This is a genomic window from Paenibacillus sp. NPDC055715, assembly GCF_053617595.1.
This window is the reverse complement of sequence record NZ_JBSHGA010000008.1, coordinates 188,499-202,621: the sequence shown is the minus strand read 5'-3', so window position 1 is coordinate 202,621 and position 14,123 is coordinate 188,499. Positions and strand designations below refer to the sequence as shown.

Sequence of the window (14,123 nt, the reverse complement as noted above, 5' to 3'; positions counted from 1 at the left end):
AGTTTATATTTCTTTTCTTTATAGCATCGCTACCCTTTATAGCTCATCGTAAGGTGCTGCTCCATCTCCATAATCGCCCTTTCCAGTTGAGTCTGCGGATGTTGCAGCATGTTGCCGTGACCGACAGCCAATAAAGACGGGTTGAAATGCGCGAGCTTTTTGGCGCTTTCCAGCGAGCTTTCCTTGTTCCATGTGGCCAGTGCGGGAAATGGAAACAGCGGCTTGATTCTTCCCGACACCGCAACACCACCTCGGACCTGGAAGGCATCGCCTGCAATCAACGCACGGGTACGAGTGTCCAGAAATGCCATCGAGCCCGGCGTATGTCCCGGCGCGCTGATCGCTAGCAGCGAACCCACATAATCCCCCTCTTGCAGCAGAACGTCAGGCTGTGTACGAATGTTTTTGGGCACACTGCCCCGAATCGGATTATCCGGTTCACCCGCATCCAGCGATACATCGCCCCTTAACAGCCTCGCATCCCGTCTGGAAACGAATACTTGCACATCAGGATGCCGTTCCTTCAACCTATCCAGTGCGCCCACATGATCCTCATGGGCATGAGTAAGTACAATTCGTATGATTGACTGTCCGATTCGCGCAGCAGTCTTTTCGATACCATCTGCACTATAAGGAAGCCCGGCATCTATCAATGTCAGCCCCTCCTTTTCCTGCACCAAATAGCAGTTCACCGGGAACAGTCTCGGCAGAAACGTCAATTGAACTATATGCTGCACTTGAACAACACGCATCCGTCTCATCTCCTCATCTTGACTAAAACTAATTATATTAGTTATAATACTAACGTAATTAGCTTTAGTCAAATCTTTCCGCAGATATTCATTTGGAACTGCTTTGGAGACTCTTCTTTTCTCCTGCCGCCTCATTGCCCCTCCAAGGTTGGGCCCATCTTGGCGCAGAACTGGTTATATTCGGTTTAGCGACTGCGGCGCTGTATGCCAGCGAGCGATCACTTTAGGCTATCAGTCTAGCCTGTATGTTCGTCGTAAGCCGCCTTCTTATACAATGATGGGGACAATACATAGCCAAAAGAAGCTGCAAAAAGGCAGACCCGGAATAACATCCCTGGTCTGCCTTTCTCCAACTATGATGCGAATGTTGCGGCAGTGTCGTTAACCGCTCCCTTCGAGATCGGCCACCACCGTTTCCACTCCGGAAACGTTCAAGCACTTCGGCTTGATCCCGATTGCGGATTACGCCTTTACGCGATGCGATTCATGGCTCAAGGCGCAATCAGATCGATACGCCGAGTTTGTGATCAGGTGTTGTCTTAAAGCTTCTCTTCCCGCTCCCAGCACTCCAATTGCTCCAGCCCCGGAATGCTATCTTTATAGAACACAGGGTCGTGACCCGCCTTTTTCTGCCGTGAATAATCCTTTAAGGCTGCAAAAGCGACTCGGGATAAAAGAGTAATGGCAATCAAATTGACGACAACCATCATGCCCATGAATAAATCGGCCAAATCCCACACCAGTTGCACCTTGGCCACCGCTCCGAAAATCACCATGCCAATTACAGCAGCGCGATAAAGCCATACCCAGATTCTACTGGATTTCATAAACTCGATATTCGTTTCGCCGTAATAGTAATTACCGACCAATGCGCTAAAAGCGAACAGTAATACCATAATGGCAAGCAAACCGGACGCCCATGGGCCGATGTGCACACTAAGAGCCGCCTGAGTCAGCTCAATACCGCTAAGTCCCGGCTTCGTATACGCCCCGGATAACAAAATAATCATTGCCGTGCTCGTACAAATAATAAGCGTATCCGTCAGCACCCCAAAAGCCTGAATTAAGCCTTGCTTGACCGGATGGCTGGTGTCTGCGGTAGCTGCCGCATTCGGTGCGCTCCCCATTCCTGCCTCATTGGAAAATAAACCACGCTTGATGCCATGCATCAAGGCTGCCCCAATGGAGCCTCCTGCAACCTGCTCGAAACCGAACGCATTGCGTACAATCAGGGACAACACATGCGGCATTTGCTGAATATTAATGATCACAATAAACAGCGCAATTCCGATATACAGCACCGCCAGCACAATGACGATATATTCGGACATTTTGGCAATCCGCTTGACCCCTCCAATAATAATGACAGCAAACGGAGTCGCCATCATCAGACCCAAGACCAACCGATTGGTCCCGAAGGCGTTTTCAAAAGCCAGCGAAACCGTATTGGACTGCACCGCGTTAAAGACCATCCCAAAGCTCAGTGTAATCAGTATCGCAAAGACGGTACCCATCCACCGCTTTTTCAATCCGATCTCCATGTAATACGCCGGACCGCCACGGAATCCGCCTTTGTCCTTCACTTTATATACTTGGGCTAATGTACTTTCGACAAAGCTGGATGCTGATCCGATGATCGCAATGACCCACATCCAGAACACTGCACCCGGGCCGCCCAGCGAAATGGCAAGAGCAATCCCTGTAATGTTACCCGTTCCTACGCGCGCCGCCATGCTGATACAAAATGCTTGAAAAGGCGAAATGCTGTCCTTGGAGCCGCGCTTCGACTCTTTCAGAACCCGTAACATATCTCCGATCATTCGTACTTGCAGACCCTTAGTGCGGAACGTAAAAAATAGCCCCAATGCGATTAGCATGACAATTAACAACTTGGACCAGAAAAAGTCGTTAATTACACCGATTATCTCCTGTAAAACCTGTTGCATTTACAATCCCCCTAATATTCATATTCTTTGCTTCATTCTCTTTATAGAACTGATTCCACATTCACCCATTAGCAGTTCTTTTGAGTATATCAATTTTTAGCCGTATAGAACAGATAAATATACAATTTATTGTATAGAAACCATTACCAGCAATGGTATGGCTTTTTATCCCCATGTTATACTCGCTTCTGCTGCACACGCAAACCTGCCAAAAAAGTGTTCAGCATGACTTCAATACTCCGATCCACCTCCACGGGTAAACCAAAGCCGCCCTTCTGTTCGAGCGAGGCAAAACCGTGAAGCAAACTGCGGAATCCCCTCGCTGCATGAACACAATCCTCTTCCTTAAGCCCGTAACCGCTGGACAGAACAGAAATGACAAGCTCCACCACGCGATCCGCAGCATTCCTCACTTCAGTATCATTTCGGTCGGCTGCATACAGCATCGCTTCATACAAACCAGGTCGCTCGCGGGCATATCGCATATAGGCTTCCCCCATAGCGGTCAGTGCATCGTCACCCGCTCTACCAACCACCACGCTTATCAAAGCTTCTTCCAACTGTCCCAGGCTGTGTAGAGCCAGCACTTGGCGCAGTCCGTTCAAGCCATCCACGTGGTTATACAAAGACGGGGGGCGAATGCGCAGCTTCTGCGCCAACGTGGTGAGCGTGACATCGCCCATCCCCCGTTCGTTGGCAATGTCCTCGGCTGCCTGTAGAATATCTTGCAGCTTCACTCCATTTCTGGGTGACATCAGCATTTCTCCTTTAATCGAATTTCTATGTAAGGTATCAATATAAATATACATACTAAATTTTTATTTATATTTTAGCTAATTATGTTAGTATATACAAAGGAGATGTTGTTTGCAAGCATTCCAGCTATACTACTTTTTCAATGCCATGCAAAGAAAATAGCTAGATCTATGGACTCCAAGTCACTTCCAGCCATTGAGTTTAAGAACATCACCAATTATTTCACCGGGTCTGAACGGGAACGTGCTGTCTTGAATGGAATTACAGCAAAAGTCTCTCCCAGCAAAATCACCACGCTGGTCGGCCCGTCCAGGTCTGGCAAAAGCACGCTGCTTTCACTGTGTATTCTTCTACTGATGCCGGATGAAGGAGAAATCAGCGTATTCGGCAAGCCTCTTTCCGAATGGGAAATCCCTGAGCTAAGACGGAAGGTCGCACTGGTTTTTCAGGATGCCCCCATGCCGCAAGGAACCGTTCTGTACAATCTCCAGGCTATAGAACGATTGCACGGCACGGTACTGCATGATCCACCCGGATATTTTACTGCTGGATGAGATTACTTCTGCACTGAACCCAGACTTGGTCAAAGAAGAGGGAACGACGATAATCTGATTACGCAACATATGGAACAAGCAATCGGAGTGGGCCATGAAACATGCCTGATGATCGACGGAAGGCTCGGTTTGAATCGGGATATTATCATCGCCACAATTAGAGCATCGGTTCAACTGCTGGCGATTGGATAGGTATTGTATTTAATTTTTGGGATGCAAAGCTACGGATTTATCGCACTATTCATTCTGCTCATAATCACTGTAGCCTCTCAAAATGGGACAGAAAACGCTGGGGCTGGTCCAGCTTCCCGGCATGATGACCGGACAGATCATCGCAGGTGTTAATCCAATTGCCGCCATCCGGGAACAGCACGCTTCCGGTGGTGAACTTGTTCGTCATCAGATACAACACGGTATGCGTGATTTCCTCGTTATAACCCAACCGCTGGAGCAAGATTACTTCCTTGTATTCCTGAAAAGCTTGCACCCGCTGTTCGCCCTCGGGGCCATCTCTCTAGATGATGCCGGGAGATACAACATGGACCCGTACCGGAACCAATTCTACCGCCAAAGCTTTACCCAAGCTTTCGATTGCGCCGTTAGCCGCCCTGTATGTAGCGCCAAAGCCCATCGGTCGTTGGCTGAAAGCCCCGGACATGAGCACGTATAGTCTTCCTTGGAAATATGCTGTACTACATGCTTGGCAGCGAAATACTGCGGCCAGAATGTCCCTTCAAAGGTACTAGAGCGTCTGGAGCATCCTTTTGTCTGTCCATAACAAGGTGTCACTAGCGAATTAGTCATATTTCTCCCCCCGAAAGTGCAATAAATTCGTCTATTTTAGGCAAGAGGTTGTTTTATAATTATTTTGTAAACGTTAACAAAATGTTGTCGAAATAGACTATGCTTGGGGGAGGATGATCGCTTTGACCTTGTATCGAAGTATATGGAAAAAAGGGTGCCTGATTCTATTAAGCCTTGTGCTGTCTCTGACCGCCTTCATTGGCTCACCCTCCAATGCGGCAAGCGTTGCAGTCGCTAACGATTTTCAGGCTTCCGTCATGGGGCCGCTGGCGAAAATCAGTGACTGGGGTGCATTCAAAAAGCAACTGGGCACGCTGAAAAGCAATGGCGTCTATGCCATCACCACCGACGTCTGGTGGGGCTATGTGGAGAGCGCAGGAGATAACCAGTTCGATTGGAGCTACTACAAGACCTATGCAGATGCCGTGAAAGAAGTGGGACTGAAGTGGGTTCCTATTATCTCTACGCATAAGTGTGGGGGAAATGTGGGGGATGATTGCAACATCCCGCTGCCAAGCTGGCTGTGGAGCAAGGGCAGCGCAGATGAAATGCAGTTCAAGGATGAAAGCGGCTATGTGAATCACGAGGCCCTTTCTCCATTATGGAGCGGAGCTGGCAAGCAATATGACGAGCTGTATGCCTCATTCGCTAAAAATTTTGCCGGATACAAAAGCATCATTCCCAAAATCTATTTAAGCGGCGGTCCTTCCGGAGAATTGCGATACCCATCATACTATCCGGCAGCAGGATGGAGCTACCCGGCACGGGGCAAGTTTCAGGCCTATACCGAAACAGCCAAAAATGCGTTCCGCACGGCCATGAATGAAAAGTATGGATCATTGGACAAGATTAACGCGGCTTGGGGTACCAAGCTAAATAGCCTTAGCCAAATCAATCCGCCGACTGACGGGGACGGATTTTACAAGAACGGCGGGTATAATTCCGCCTATGGGAAGGACTTCCTGTCGTGGTACCAAAGCGTGCTTGAAAACCATCTGGGCGTCATCGGAGCAGCTGCCCACAAAAACTTTGATTCCGTGTTCGGTGTCCGTATCGGAGCCAAGATTTCCGGCCTGCACTGGCAGATAAACAATCCTGCAATGCCTCACAGCACAGAGCATGCAGGTGGATATTATGATTACAACCGTCTCATTCAGAAGTTCAAGGATGCTGATCTGGATCTAACCTTTACTGCACTGGAGATGAACGACAGTGGCACAGCACCGAATTATTCCTTGCCGTCCACACTGGTAGATACCGTCTCCTCCATTGCTAATACCAAGGGTGTTCGCCTGAATGGTGAAAACGCGCTCCCAACGGGAGGCAGTGGCTTCCAGAAAATTGAGGAAAAAATTACGAAGTTCGGCTACCACGGCTTTACACTATTACGCCTTAATAATCTCGTTAACAGTGATGGCTCACCAACCGGCGAATTGGATGGATTCAAAAAGTATATCGTAAGCAAGGCCAAGCCTGGTGATAACGGCGGCGGTGCAGGTAACAAAGTAACCGTATACTACAAAAGGGGCTTCAACTCGCCTTACATCCACTATCGCCCGGCTGGAGAAAACTGGACGGCCGTACCCGGCGTGAAAATGCAGGATGCCGAGATGAGCGGCTATGCTAAAATTACCGTCGATATCGGCTCTGCCTCCCAATTGGAAGCCGCCTTTAATGACGGCAATAACAACTGGGACAGCAACAACACCAAAAACTACTTCTTCAGCCCAGGCACTTCTACCTACACACCCGGCTCTAATGGAGCCGCAGGAACTGTCCAAACCGGGTCGCCTTCGGGCGGCTCTACTCCCACTGATCCAGGTAACCCCTCCAAACCAACTCCCCTCAACACAGACTGGAGCAAACAGAGCATTTACTTGATCATGACAGACCGATTCAGCAACGGGGACACATCGAACGATAATTACGGTGGCTTCAATTCCAACAACAGCGACCAGCGCAAATGGCATGGCGGCGATTTTCAACCAGAGAACGGCACGCCAAGGCTCCTTTTGACAAAGCAGACTGGTATAACCACAACGGCGACATCACAGGGGCAGACTACAGCTCCAACAACCAATCGAAAATCGAAAACGGTGATGTGGCCAGATTGGATGACCTGAATCAGAACAACCCTGCAACCGCAAACGAGCTGAAAAACTGGATCAAATGGCTGTTGAACGAGTTGGGCGTTCACGGACTGCGGGTGGATACCGCCAAGCATGTACCCAAAGGTTTCTTGAAGGATTTTGACCAAGCTGCCAATACCTTCACTATTGGTGAGATTTACAGTGGCGATCCCGCTTATGTGGGCGATTACACCCGGTATCTCGATGCCGCACTGGATTTCCCGGTGTATTATGCGATCAAGGATGTGTTCGGACACGATCAATCCATGACCAAAATCAAGGAACGCTATGCGGATGATCGTCACTATCGCGATGCTCAGACCAATGGCGTATTTATCGACAATCATGATGTGAAACGTTTCCTTAATGACGACTCCGGCAAGCCTTGTGCTACCTCTGACAAATGGCCACAGCTCAAAGCCGCCTTGGGCTTTACCTTGACTTCACGCGGGATTCCAATCATCTATCAAGGCACCGAGCAAGGATTTAGTGGCGGTGATGATCCCGCCAACCGGGAAAACGTCGTGTTTAACGCCAATCATGAGCTGTACCAGTACATTGCCAAGCTGAACCGTGTGCGCAACAGCCACCCTGCCCTGCAAAATGGAAGCCAACTCGTGGAACAGCCAAACCCGCACCATTGGCAACTTTGACAACCTATCCAACGGCACCCGTCTGACCAACCAGTTAAGCAACGACTCCATTCAGATCAACAACGGTTCCATCACCGTGACTCTCGCTCCGAAGGAGGTTAAAGTTTTCACCAAATGAGTTACATCGATTATTCAAATGTGCTAAAATAAATGATAGAAGGATATACTAAAAAAGAGCAAGGATGCTGGTAACATCCCTACTCTTGGCAACAGCCGCTTTGAAAAGCGGTCGGCTGAAAAAGGTTAGCTAATAGAAATAGACCGGGCCCTTTCTCGAGAGCGGTCTATTTCTTTTTGTTTTGGTTCAACGCAATAACAATCGTAACGATTAATCCGATCAACGCTACTAATAGCGTTCCGAACATCATCATTAATGTCAGAGCATCTTTAACCTCCACAGGCATCACCTCCCTTCCGGGAGACTTAGCCGACCGCCCACCTAAGCCATTCTGTTGTTACTAGAATTATAGCACGTAAATCCGTCCTTCGGCGACAACATTTACAGCTTCATTCAACCAACCTCATGCGGACACTCATCGTTATTTACTGCTTACACATCCTACTTATTTCTCTATACGGACATAACTTCTCAACGCCAAAAAAAGCCCAAGCACAAAAATGAAGCAAATACTGATGATCCCTCCAGGAACATTCGTGAACGTTCTCCCCAGTGTGCCGTGCGGAGAAAACAATACCGGTGCTGTCCATGGATAAAAGGTATTCCCCGGGGTATTAACCAAAACGAAATTTAAACACATAACTGTACACATTCCCATAATAGCGGGCACAAATTTTTTCCAGCGAATGGCGAAAAACGTGATGATCGGGATAAGCATAGCGTGCATAAGAATCATTTTGGCGAAAATCCCAAGCTGATAAAGTACGATATCAAAAGTTAGCGGTCTGGTCGTAATAAACATACCCAATAGCGCAGATAGCCCAAATGCCAGCAACAGGCTGACAGCAATGTACATATAAATAACGAGTAACTTGCTGAAGTAAATGCGACTCCGACGAACCGGGCTTGTGAACAGGGCAATATGTGTCTTCTCTTGATACTCCCTCGCATAGATATAGCAGGTCAAAATATAATAGCTCATATATCCAGTCAGAAAATTAATAAGAGTAACAATACTCATAAAATAGTCATTCCAACCATCACGATCTATCGAATACTTGGGACTACCCGTGTAACTATATAATTCCAAGACAATGGTTAATACTAAAATTATCACACTCAACCAAAGAATTTTAGTTCCTTTCAGCTTCAGGCACTCTGCTTTAAACAGCTCGATCATAGTAACCCCCTTTTCAAAAACTCTTCATTTAGTCTTTTCTTTGATATGCCCATATAGATAAAAACAACCCCACAACAAAGGTAATCGATAAGCTGAACCACGCTATAGAAACATTGGCAGGTATAGTTGCATTTCTTTCATTAGGAGATAAGAGATAGGGCACAATCCAAGGGTACCATTCACTTTTGTACATAAAATTCAAAAATATAGCAGTACAAACTACGAGCACAACCACCATAATGCTTTTCCAGCGTATAGCAAAAAAAGAGGCGATCGGGATGAGCAACGCATGCATCACACACATTTTGGCAAATACCTGGATTTGGTATACCCAGATAGCCATCGTTAAAGGTCGATTTGTAATGAACATGCCTAATAATGCAGACAGAAACAGAACGGTAAACAGCGACACAATAATAAATCCATAAACAATGATCAATTTACTAAAATAAAATTTACCCCTGGTGACAGGCGTGGTAAACATAAACAGATGCGTGTTTTCCTGGTACTCTCTCGCAAAAATATGACCCGTTAAAATGTAATAACTGACAAATCCGGCTGCAACATTAACGAAAAGGACTATACCTTCAAAATAGGGGGTCCAACCCCATTTATCAATTGAATATCGGTAAAAAATGGCACTCGTCGCGAATTCCAGCAGTACAACAGCCAGCAATATAATATAGCTTAACAAGAAGGCTTTAGAGCCTTTAAGCTTAATGAGTTCTGCTCTAATCACGCCGCCCACCCTCTTCTGAAATGAGTGTCAGAAAGTACTCTTCTAGCGTCTGCTTTGTAGTGTGTATCTCATAGACTGAAAACGGATGATCTATTAACTGTTTATTTAGCGCAGATGTATTCTCAATCGGACTATGAATCCTTAGTTGTTGTGGGGATATCACATTAGATTGTAACTGCTTCATGTGTTCTTGCAGAAACGTTTGTACTGCTTCTGCATCGTCTACCTTTACATCTGTGTATTGCTCAAAACCTTCCGCCAACCGACTCAAGCGATCTTCCGCCAACAGCTTTCCATTATGTATAATCCCGATGTGTGTAGCTAACTGCTGAATTTCGCTCAAGATGTGGCTGGAAATAAGAATCGTTTTCCCGTCTTCCTCGCACAACCGCTTCAATAGCTGACGAATTTCCTTAATTCCAGAAGGGTCCAGTCCGTTCGTCGGCTCATCCAATATGAGCAGCTCAGGGTCATGAACAAGCGCCCTTGCAATCCCTAATCGTTGCTTCATTCCTAGGGAAAAATCCTTAAACTTTTTTTTGCCGGTATGCTCTAATCCTACCGTAGTTAGGGTTCGTTCAATTCTCCCATCATCCTGCACCCCCATGTACGTACAGCAGATTCTCAGATTATCGCGAGCACTCAGGTTTTCGTATAAACCCGGTGTTTCGATGATCGTGCCAATCTTAGAAAAGATAGATGGATAGTTTTTCTCCAACCGTTCACCAAATAAAAAAACCTCCCCGCTTGTAGGCTCAATCAGCCTCATCATCATACGAATGGTAGTGGTCTTGCCAGCTCCATTCTCACCGAGAAAACCGTAAATACTGCCTCGCTCCACATGTAAGGATATATCGTCTACGGCTACTGACATCCCAAACTGTTTGCGGAGCTTTTTCGTTTCAATAATGTAATCCATTTCTTCCAGCCTCCTAAACACCAAATAAGATTATTATACAAAATAAATCATCCATAAAATGCAAAAACCATCACATTTATTCATTCTTATTCAGTATCCCTCTAAAACAAAACAGGGCACCTGCAACGAAGCGTACACTTCGTTACAGGTGCCCTGTTTATATATAAACAACGTCGGATTACTTAGGCCTCAGTAGCCACGTTGATATTGTTCTGGTATGGAAGGCTTGCCGCGCAATGTCACCGCTGCATGAGTCGCCCAATATGGATCGCGCAGCAATCCGCGTCCCACGGCGACCAGATCGGCATCCTCGTTGCCGATAACGGACTGCGCTAAGGCCGGGTCATCCAATGCGCCGACAGCGATCACCGGGATATTCAGTGCCTCGCGAATTTGGCGTGCGAACGGCACTTGGTAGCCCGGATAGTTGCCCGGCTTTCTTGCTCCAGCCGGGCCTTCTCCGCCCGAGCTGACATGGACCACATCTACGCCTGCAGCTTGATATGCACGACTCAGCTCAATGGCATGATCCACATCGTATCCACCGTCTACGTATTCCACTGCGCTGATGCGGAAGATTAACGGCATGCCCGCAGGCATCTCCTTGCGTACAGCCTGAATGACTTCATCACCGAAACGGGATAAATCCTGACCATATACGTCATCCCGCTTGTTCGTGAGCGGCGAATGGAATTGGTGAATCAAATAACCGTGTGCACCATGAAGTTCAATCGTGTCCACGCCCGCTTGAACTGCACGCCGGGCGGCATCTGCAAATTTTTGCACCATGCCCTGCACTTCCTCTGTGGTGAGTGCACGCGGCAGTTTATAATTCGCATCCGGGTATGCAATCGCCGAAGGAGCCACTGGCACTGTCACATCCTCAGCTTTACGGCCCGCGTGAGCAATCTGGATGCCTACCTTAGCACCTTGCGCATGAATACCGTCAACCAGCCTCTTGAAGGCCGGAATATGCTCATCTGACCAAAGGCCCAAATCATAATCCGTAATCCGTCCATCCGGCTCCACGTCCGTCATTTCTATAATAATCAGGCCTGTGCCTCCAATAGCTCGGCTCAGGTAGTGAACATGATGCCAATCATTCGGAATCCCGTCCTTGGCTGTCACCGAGTATTGGCACATCGGTGCCATAACAACCCGATTTTTTAACTCCAAATCTTTCAGCGTATACGGTGCAAACAATGAATTCGTCAAAACGTTCATCTCCTCTTGTTTTCTTTACCACATAAGTGAAAATACGATCCAAATTACAAGGTCTATTACAAACGGAACAAAGAGATTCCCCAACCGGGGTATCTCCGTACTTTTCGTTATGTGGCCTTGAAATATGTTGTATGTCGCAGATATATTGTGCACAATTTATTATCCACAACTTAATAACTTTTTGCAAGTAAATATTTAAATAACATTAGATATTTTTTATCTAGATAAGTCAAACTCAAAAATGTACGAAAAAGACGCCCTTACGGACGCCTTTGCGAAACCAGCTTTATTGTGCCGAGCCCAGTTGCACCCACGCTTTTTCAATCTCAGCAACTGCCTGATCCTTGTTCATGTTGCCGCTGATCTAAGTCCTGCATCAGCTCGCGAACGTATCCAGCGAGTAGTTAACAGACAGATCACCGGACTTCGACGTTTTCAAAATGCTTTCCATTTCCTTAGGCACTTCCCCCTCAGAAAGCAGAATGAATCGGTGTATCCGAAATTGAAATTTTATCCATAGATGTACGACTGATGGACGTGTCGCGCCATCCGTTCGTATCCTTTGGATGAGTCGAAGCCTTGTTTTCGCCTGCATCGTCTGTAATGCGGAAGTGCTGTATTTCCGACATTAGCTCAGCAGCCATATGACGCAGCGAATCGGCAGAATCCGCGATGACTTCCATAGAAGCGAGCTGCTCCTCGCATACAGCCGCAGCCGACTCCGATTCCTCCGCAATCTCACGAGACAAGCCTACCAGCTTTTGCTCCGAGTCCAGCAGTTGCTCAGTAATGGCAGACAGCTCTTCGACCGCAGCCGACACTTCCTGCGTATGCTCGGCGACCGTTTGTACCGCTTCATGCACTTTGCTAAACGTCTGCCCGGTGCGGTGAATTAGATCTGTTCCAGTCTCAACCTCGCTGGAGCCTTTCTGGATCGAGTCCACGGCCTGGTTCACTGTATCCGCCATGGCATCCATAAAGACAGCAATCTGCTGAGAAGCTTGACCCGTCTGTTCCGCAAGCTTCTTCACTTCACCCGCCACGACAGCAAAGCCCTTGCCCGATTCCCCGGCTCTGGCCGCTTCAATGGACGCGTTCAACGACAGTAAATTGGTTTGCTTGGCGATATCCCTAATAAATTGCGTTACGCTTTGAATTTCCTTCGATTGCTCGCCCAAGTTCTGCATGACCTTGACCGAATCCTTCATCGTATCCTGAATATAGTGCATCTGTACAACCGTTTCCTTCAGGTCTGCATTGCCGCGCTCTGTCTCGTGAATCGCTCGCTCGGACAGCTCTGCGGTAATGGAAGCGGATTGGGCAATCTTTTGAACGCCTTCTGCGCTTTCCTTGACCGCCTGCTGGTTTTCACGGTTTCGTTCAACCTGATTGTTAGCTGAATCATGGATTCCCTGTACCATCTCCGCCATCTGCCGCGTGCCTTCCGCCACCTGTCCGGAGCCACTGGACAGCTCACCCGAAGCAATAGTGACCCCTTGCGTATTCTGATAGATCACTTGCAGCAGCGAACGAAGCTGGCGTTTCATATCGTTAAAGCTATGCGCCATTTCACCAATTTCATCTTTCTGCCGAATTTGAATATCCTCCTGTGTCAGATCCCCTTCTGCAATACGCCGCGCGGCTTGAGCCACCTGAACCACCGGACGGGCAATCATACGGGTGATTGCATACGCCAATACGATCCCGATCACCAGCGCGAGTGCCATCGTAATGATAACCATCGCCTGTACATATTGAAGCTTTTCGCCCTGCTCGACTTGGGATTGATTCAGTAGATCCATCTGGTACTGCTCCATCGCCTGTGACCGCTGTTCCAGAGCGAGTGCCGTCGGCTTACATTTTTCTCTCACTAATCTCGTGTAGGTCGCCACATCCCCCTGCTGCTTATATGAGGTAATCTCCTTCACGATATCTGCATACTCAGCCTCCATTTGCTGGAGCTGTGCTGCCATTTGTTTGGACTTGTCCTGTTCGAGCGTGGATTGCAGCTTCTTCATAGTCGTTGCAAAGGTTTTGCGTTCTTTCAGATAACTGTTCATTTCGTCCTGATCGCCAGTCACCAGATACCCGCGAAAATACTTGGTCTGACTCGCAGCATCATACTCCAGTTCTTGAATCATTAAAATTTTAGCGACGCCATCATCAATCATACTTTGATACGATGTATGTAAAGACGAAGTAGCATACTCACCAATAATGCCCACAACCAGTGTAAGCAATAATACGGCTGCAAAACTAATAGATAGTTTTTTACCAATCCTCATACTAAAATATCTCCTTTTCGTGGAAAAATTTTCTTGGGTCCAATGGTTTATTATACACCAATTT

10 protein-coding genes and 5 pseudogenes are annotated in these 14,123 nt (G+C 47.5%); 4 read left to right on the top strand and 11 right to left on the bottom strand.

All coding sequences use genetic code 11. The features are described 5' to 3' along the window. Positions 1-29: 29 nt before the first annotated feature. A complete protein-coding gene (locus ACWGOO_RS15590) occupies positions 30-752 on the bottom strand; it encodes an MBL fold metallo-hydrolase (RefSeq protein WP_452484832.1) in 723 nt (240 codons plus the stop codon). 92 nt (positions 753-844) lie between these two features. Between ACWGOO_RS15590 and ACWGOO_RS15585 the strand changes: the two genes are divergently transcribed. Continuing rightward, entirely contained in the window at positions 845-979 is a 135-nt protein-coding gene (locus ACWGOO_RS15585; RefSeq protein ID WP_452484830.1) for a DUF2568 domain-containing protein, read from the top strand. Between the two features lie 312 nt (positions 980-1,291). Here the strand turns inward: ACWGOO_RS15585 and ACWGOO_RS15580 are convergent, their stop codons facing one another. Then, entirely contained in the window at positions 1,292-2,698 is a 1,407-nt protein-coding gene (locus tag ACWGOO_RS15580; RefSeq protein WP_452484828.1) for an alanine/glycine:cation symporter family protein, read from the bottom strand. A 176-nt stretch (positions 2,699-2,874) separates the two neighbouring features. Beyond that, positions 2,875-3,453, bottom strand: coding sequence for a TetR/AcrR family transcriptional regulator (locus ACWGOO_RS15575; protein WP_452484826.1), 579 nt, complete (start codon positions 3,451-3,453; stop codon positions 2,875-2,877). Positions 3,454-3,624: 171 nt separating this feature from the next. Between ACWGOO_RS15575 and ACWGOO_RS15570 the strand changes: the two are divergent. Further along, positions 3,625-4,134, top strand: a pseudogene (locus ACWGOO_RS15570) (ATP-binding cassette domain-containing protein); the annotation flags it as partial. A gap of 139 nt (positions 4,135-4,273) precedes the next feature. Continuing rightward, positions 4,274-4,378, top strand: a pseudogene (locus tag ACWGOO_RS15565) (ABC transporter permease); the annotation flags it as partial. Here ACWGOO_RS15565 and ACWGOO_RS15560 read toward each other — a convergent pair. Next, positions 4,361-4,752, bottom strand: a pseudogene (locus ACWGOO_RS15560) (SDR family oxidoreductase); the annotation flags it as partial. The pseudogenes ACWGOO_RS15565 and ACWGOO_RS15560 sit on opposite strands and share 18 nt — an antisense overlap. A gap of 182 nt (positions 4,753-4,934) precedes the next feature. On the opposite strand from ACWGOO_RS15560, the pseudogene ACWGOO_RS15555 reads away from it, so the two are divergent. Continuing rightward, positions 4,935-7,712: pseudogene (locus tag ACWGOO_RS15555) on the top strand (family 14 glycosylhydrolase). Positions 7,713-7,878: 166 nt separating this feature from the next. Here ACWGOO_RS15555 and ACWGOO_RS15550 read toward each other — a convergent pair. The 7 genes and pseudogenes from ACWGOO_RS15550 to ACWGOO_RS15520 form a co-directional block, all read right to left on the bottom strand. Continuing rightward, a complete protein-coding gene (locus tag ACWGOO_RS15550) occupies positions 7,879-7,992 on the bottom strand; it encodes a putative holin-like toxin (protein ID WP_010347020.1) in 114 nt (37 codons plus the stop codon). A 165-nt stretch (positions 7,993-8,157) separates the two neighbouring features. Further along, positions 8,158-8,892 carry an ABC transporter permease gene (locus ACWGOO_RS15545; protein WP_452484824.1) on the bottom strand — a complete coding sequence of 245 codons (735 nt, stop codon included), beginning with the start codon at positions 8,890-8,892 and terminating at the stop codon, positions 8,158-8,160. Between the two features lie 28 nt (positions 8,893-8,920). Then, positions 8,921-9,631, bottom strand: a complete 711-nt coding sequence (locus ACWGOO_RS15540; RefSeq protein WP_452484822.1) for an ABC transporter permease — start codon at positions 9,629-9,631, stop codon at positions 8,921-8,923. Then, on the bottom strand, positions 9,624-10,550 hold the full coding sequence (locus ACWGOO_RS15535; protein WP_452484820.1) for an ABC transporter ATP-binding protein: 927 nt from the start codon (positions 10,548-10,550) through the stop codon (positions 9,624-9,626). Before ACWGOO_RS15535 ends, ACWGOO_RS15540 begins: the two co-directional genes overlap by 8 nt. 189 nt (positions 10,551-10,739) lie before the next feature. Continuing rightward, positions 10,740-11,765 (bottom strand): NADH:flavin oxidoreductase/NADH oxidase, encoded by a 1,026-nt coding sequence (locus ACWGOO_RS15530; RefSeq protein ID WP_452484818.1) that lies wholly within the window; start codon positions 11,763-11,765, stop codon positions 10,740-10,742. 295 nt (positions 11,766-12,060) lie between these two features. Further along, positions 12,061-12,252: pseudogene (locus ACWGOO_RS15525) on the bottom strand (sugar ABC transporter substrate-binding protein); the annotation flags it as partial. Continuing rightward, a complete protein-coding gene (locus ACWGOO_RS15520; RefSeq protein WP_452484817.1) occupies positions 12,245-14,059 on the bottom strand; it encodes a methyl-accepting chemotaxis protein in 1,815 nt (604 codons plus the stop codon). The pseudogene ACWGOO_RS15525 and the gene ACWGOO_RS15520, both read right to left, overlap by 8 nt. Positions 14,060-14,123 lie beyond the last annotated feature (64 nt).

Excerpts from the sequence above, each read along its gene's own strand:
- ACWGOO_RS15590 (WP_452484832.1), bottom strand. The coding sequence starts at position 752 with ATGCGTGTTGTTCAAGTGCAGCATATAGTTCAATTGACGTTTCTGCCG.
- ACWGOO_RS15580 (WP_452484828.1), bottom strand. The coding sequence starts at position 2,698 with ATGCAACAGGTTTTACAGGAGATAATCGGTGTAATTAACGACTTTTTC.
- ACWGOO_RS15575 (WP_452484826.1), bottom strand. The coding sequence starts at position 3,453 with ATGTCACCCAGAAATGGAGTGAAGCTGCAAGATATTCTACAGGCAGCC.
- ACWGOO_RS15545 (WP_452484824.1), bottom strand. The coding sequence starts at position 8,892 with ATGATCGAGCTGTTTAAAGCAGAGTGCCTGAAGCTGAAAGGAACTAAA.
- ACWGOO_RS15535 (WP_452484820.1), bottom strand. The coding sequence starts at position 10,550 with ATGGATTACATTATTGAAACGAAAAAGCTCCGCAAACAGTTTGGGATG.
- ACWGOO_RS15520 (WP_452484817.1), bottom strand. The coding sequence starts at position 14,059 with ATGAGGATTGGTAAAAAACTATCTATTAGTTTTGCAGCCGTATTATTG.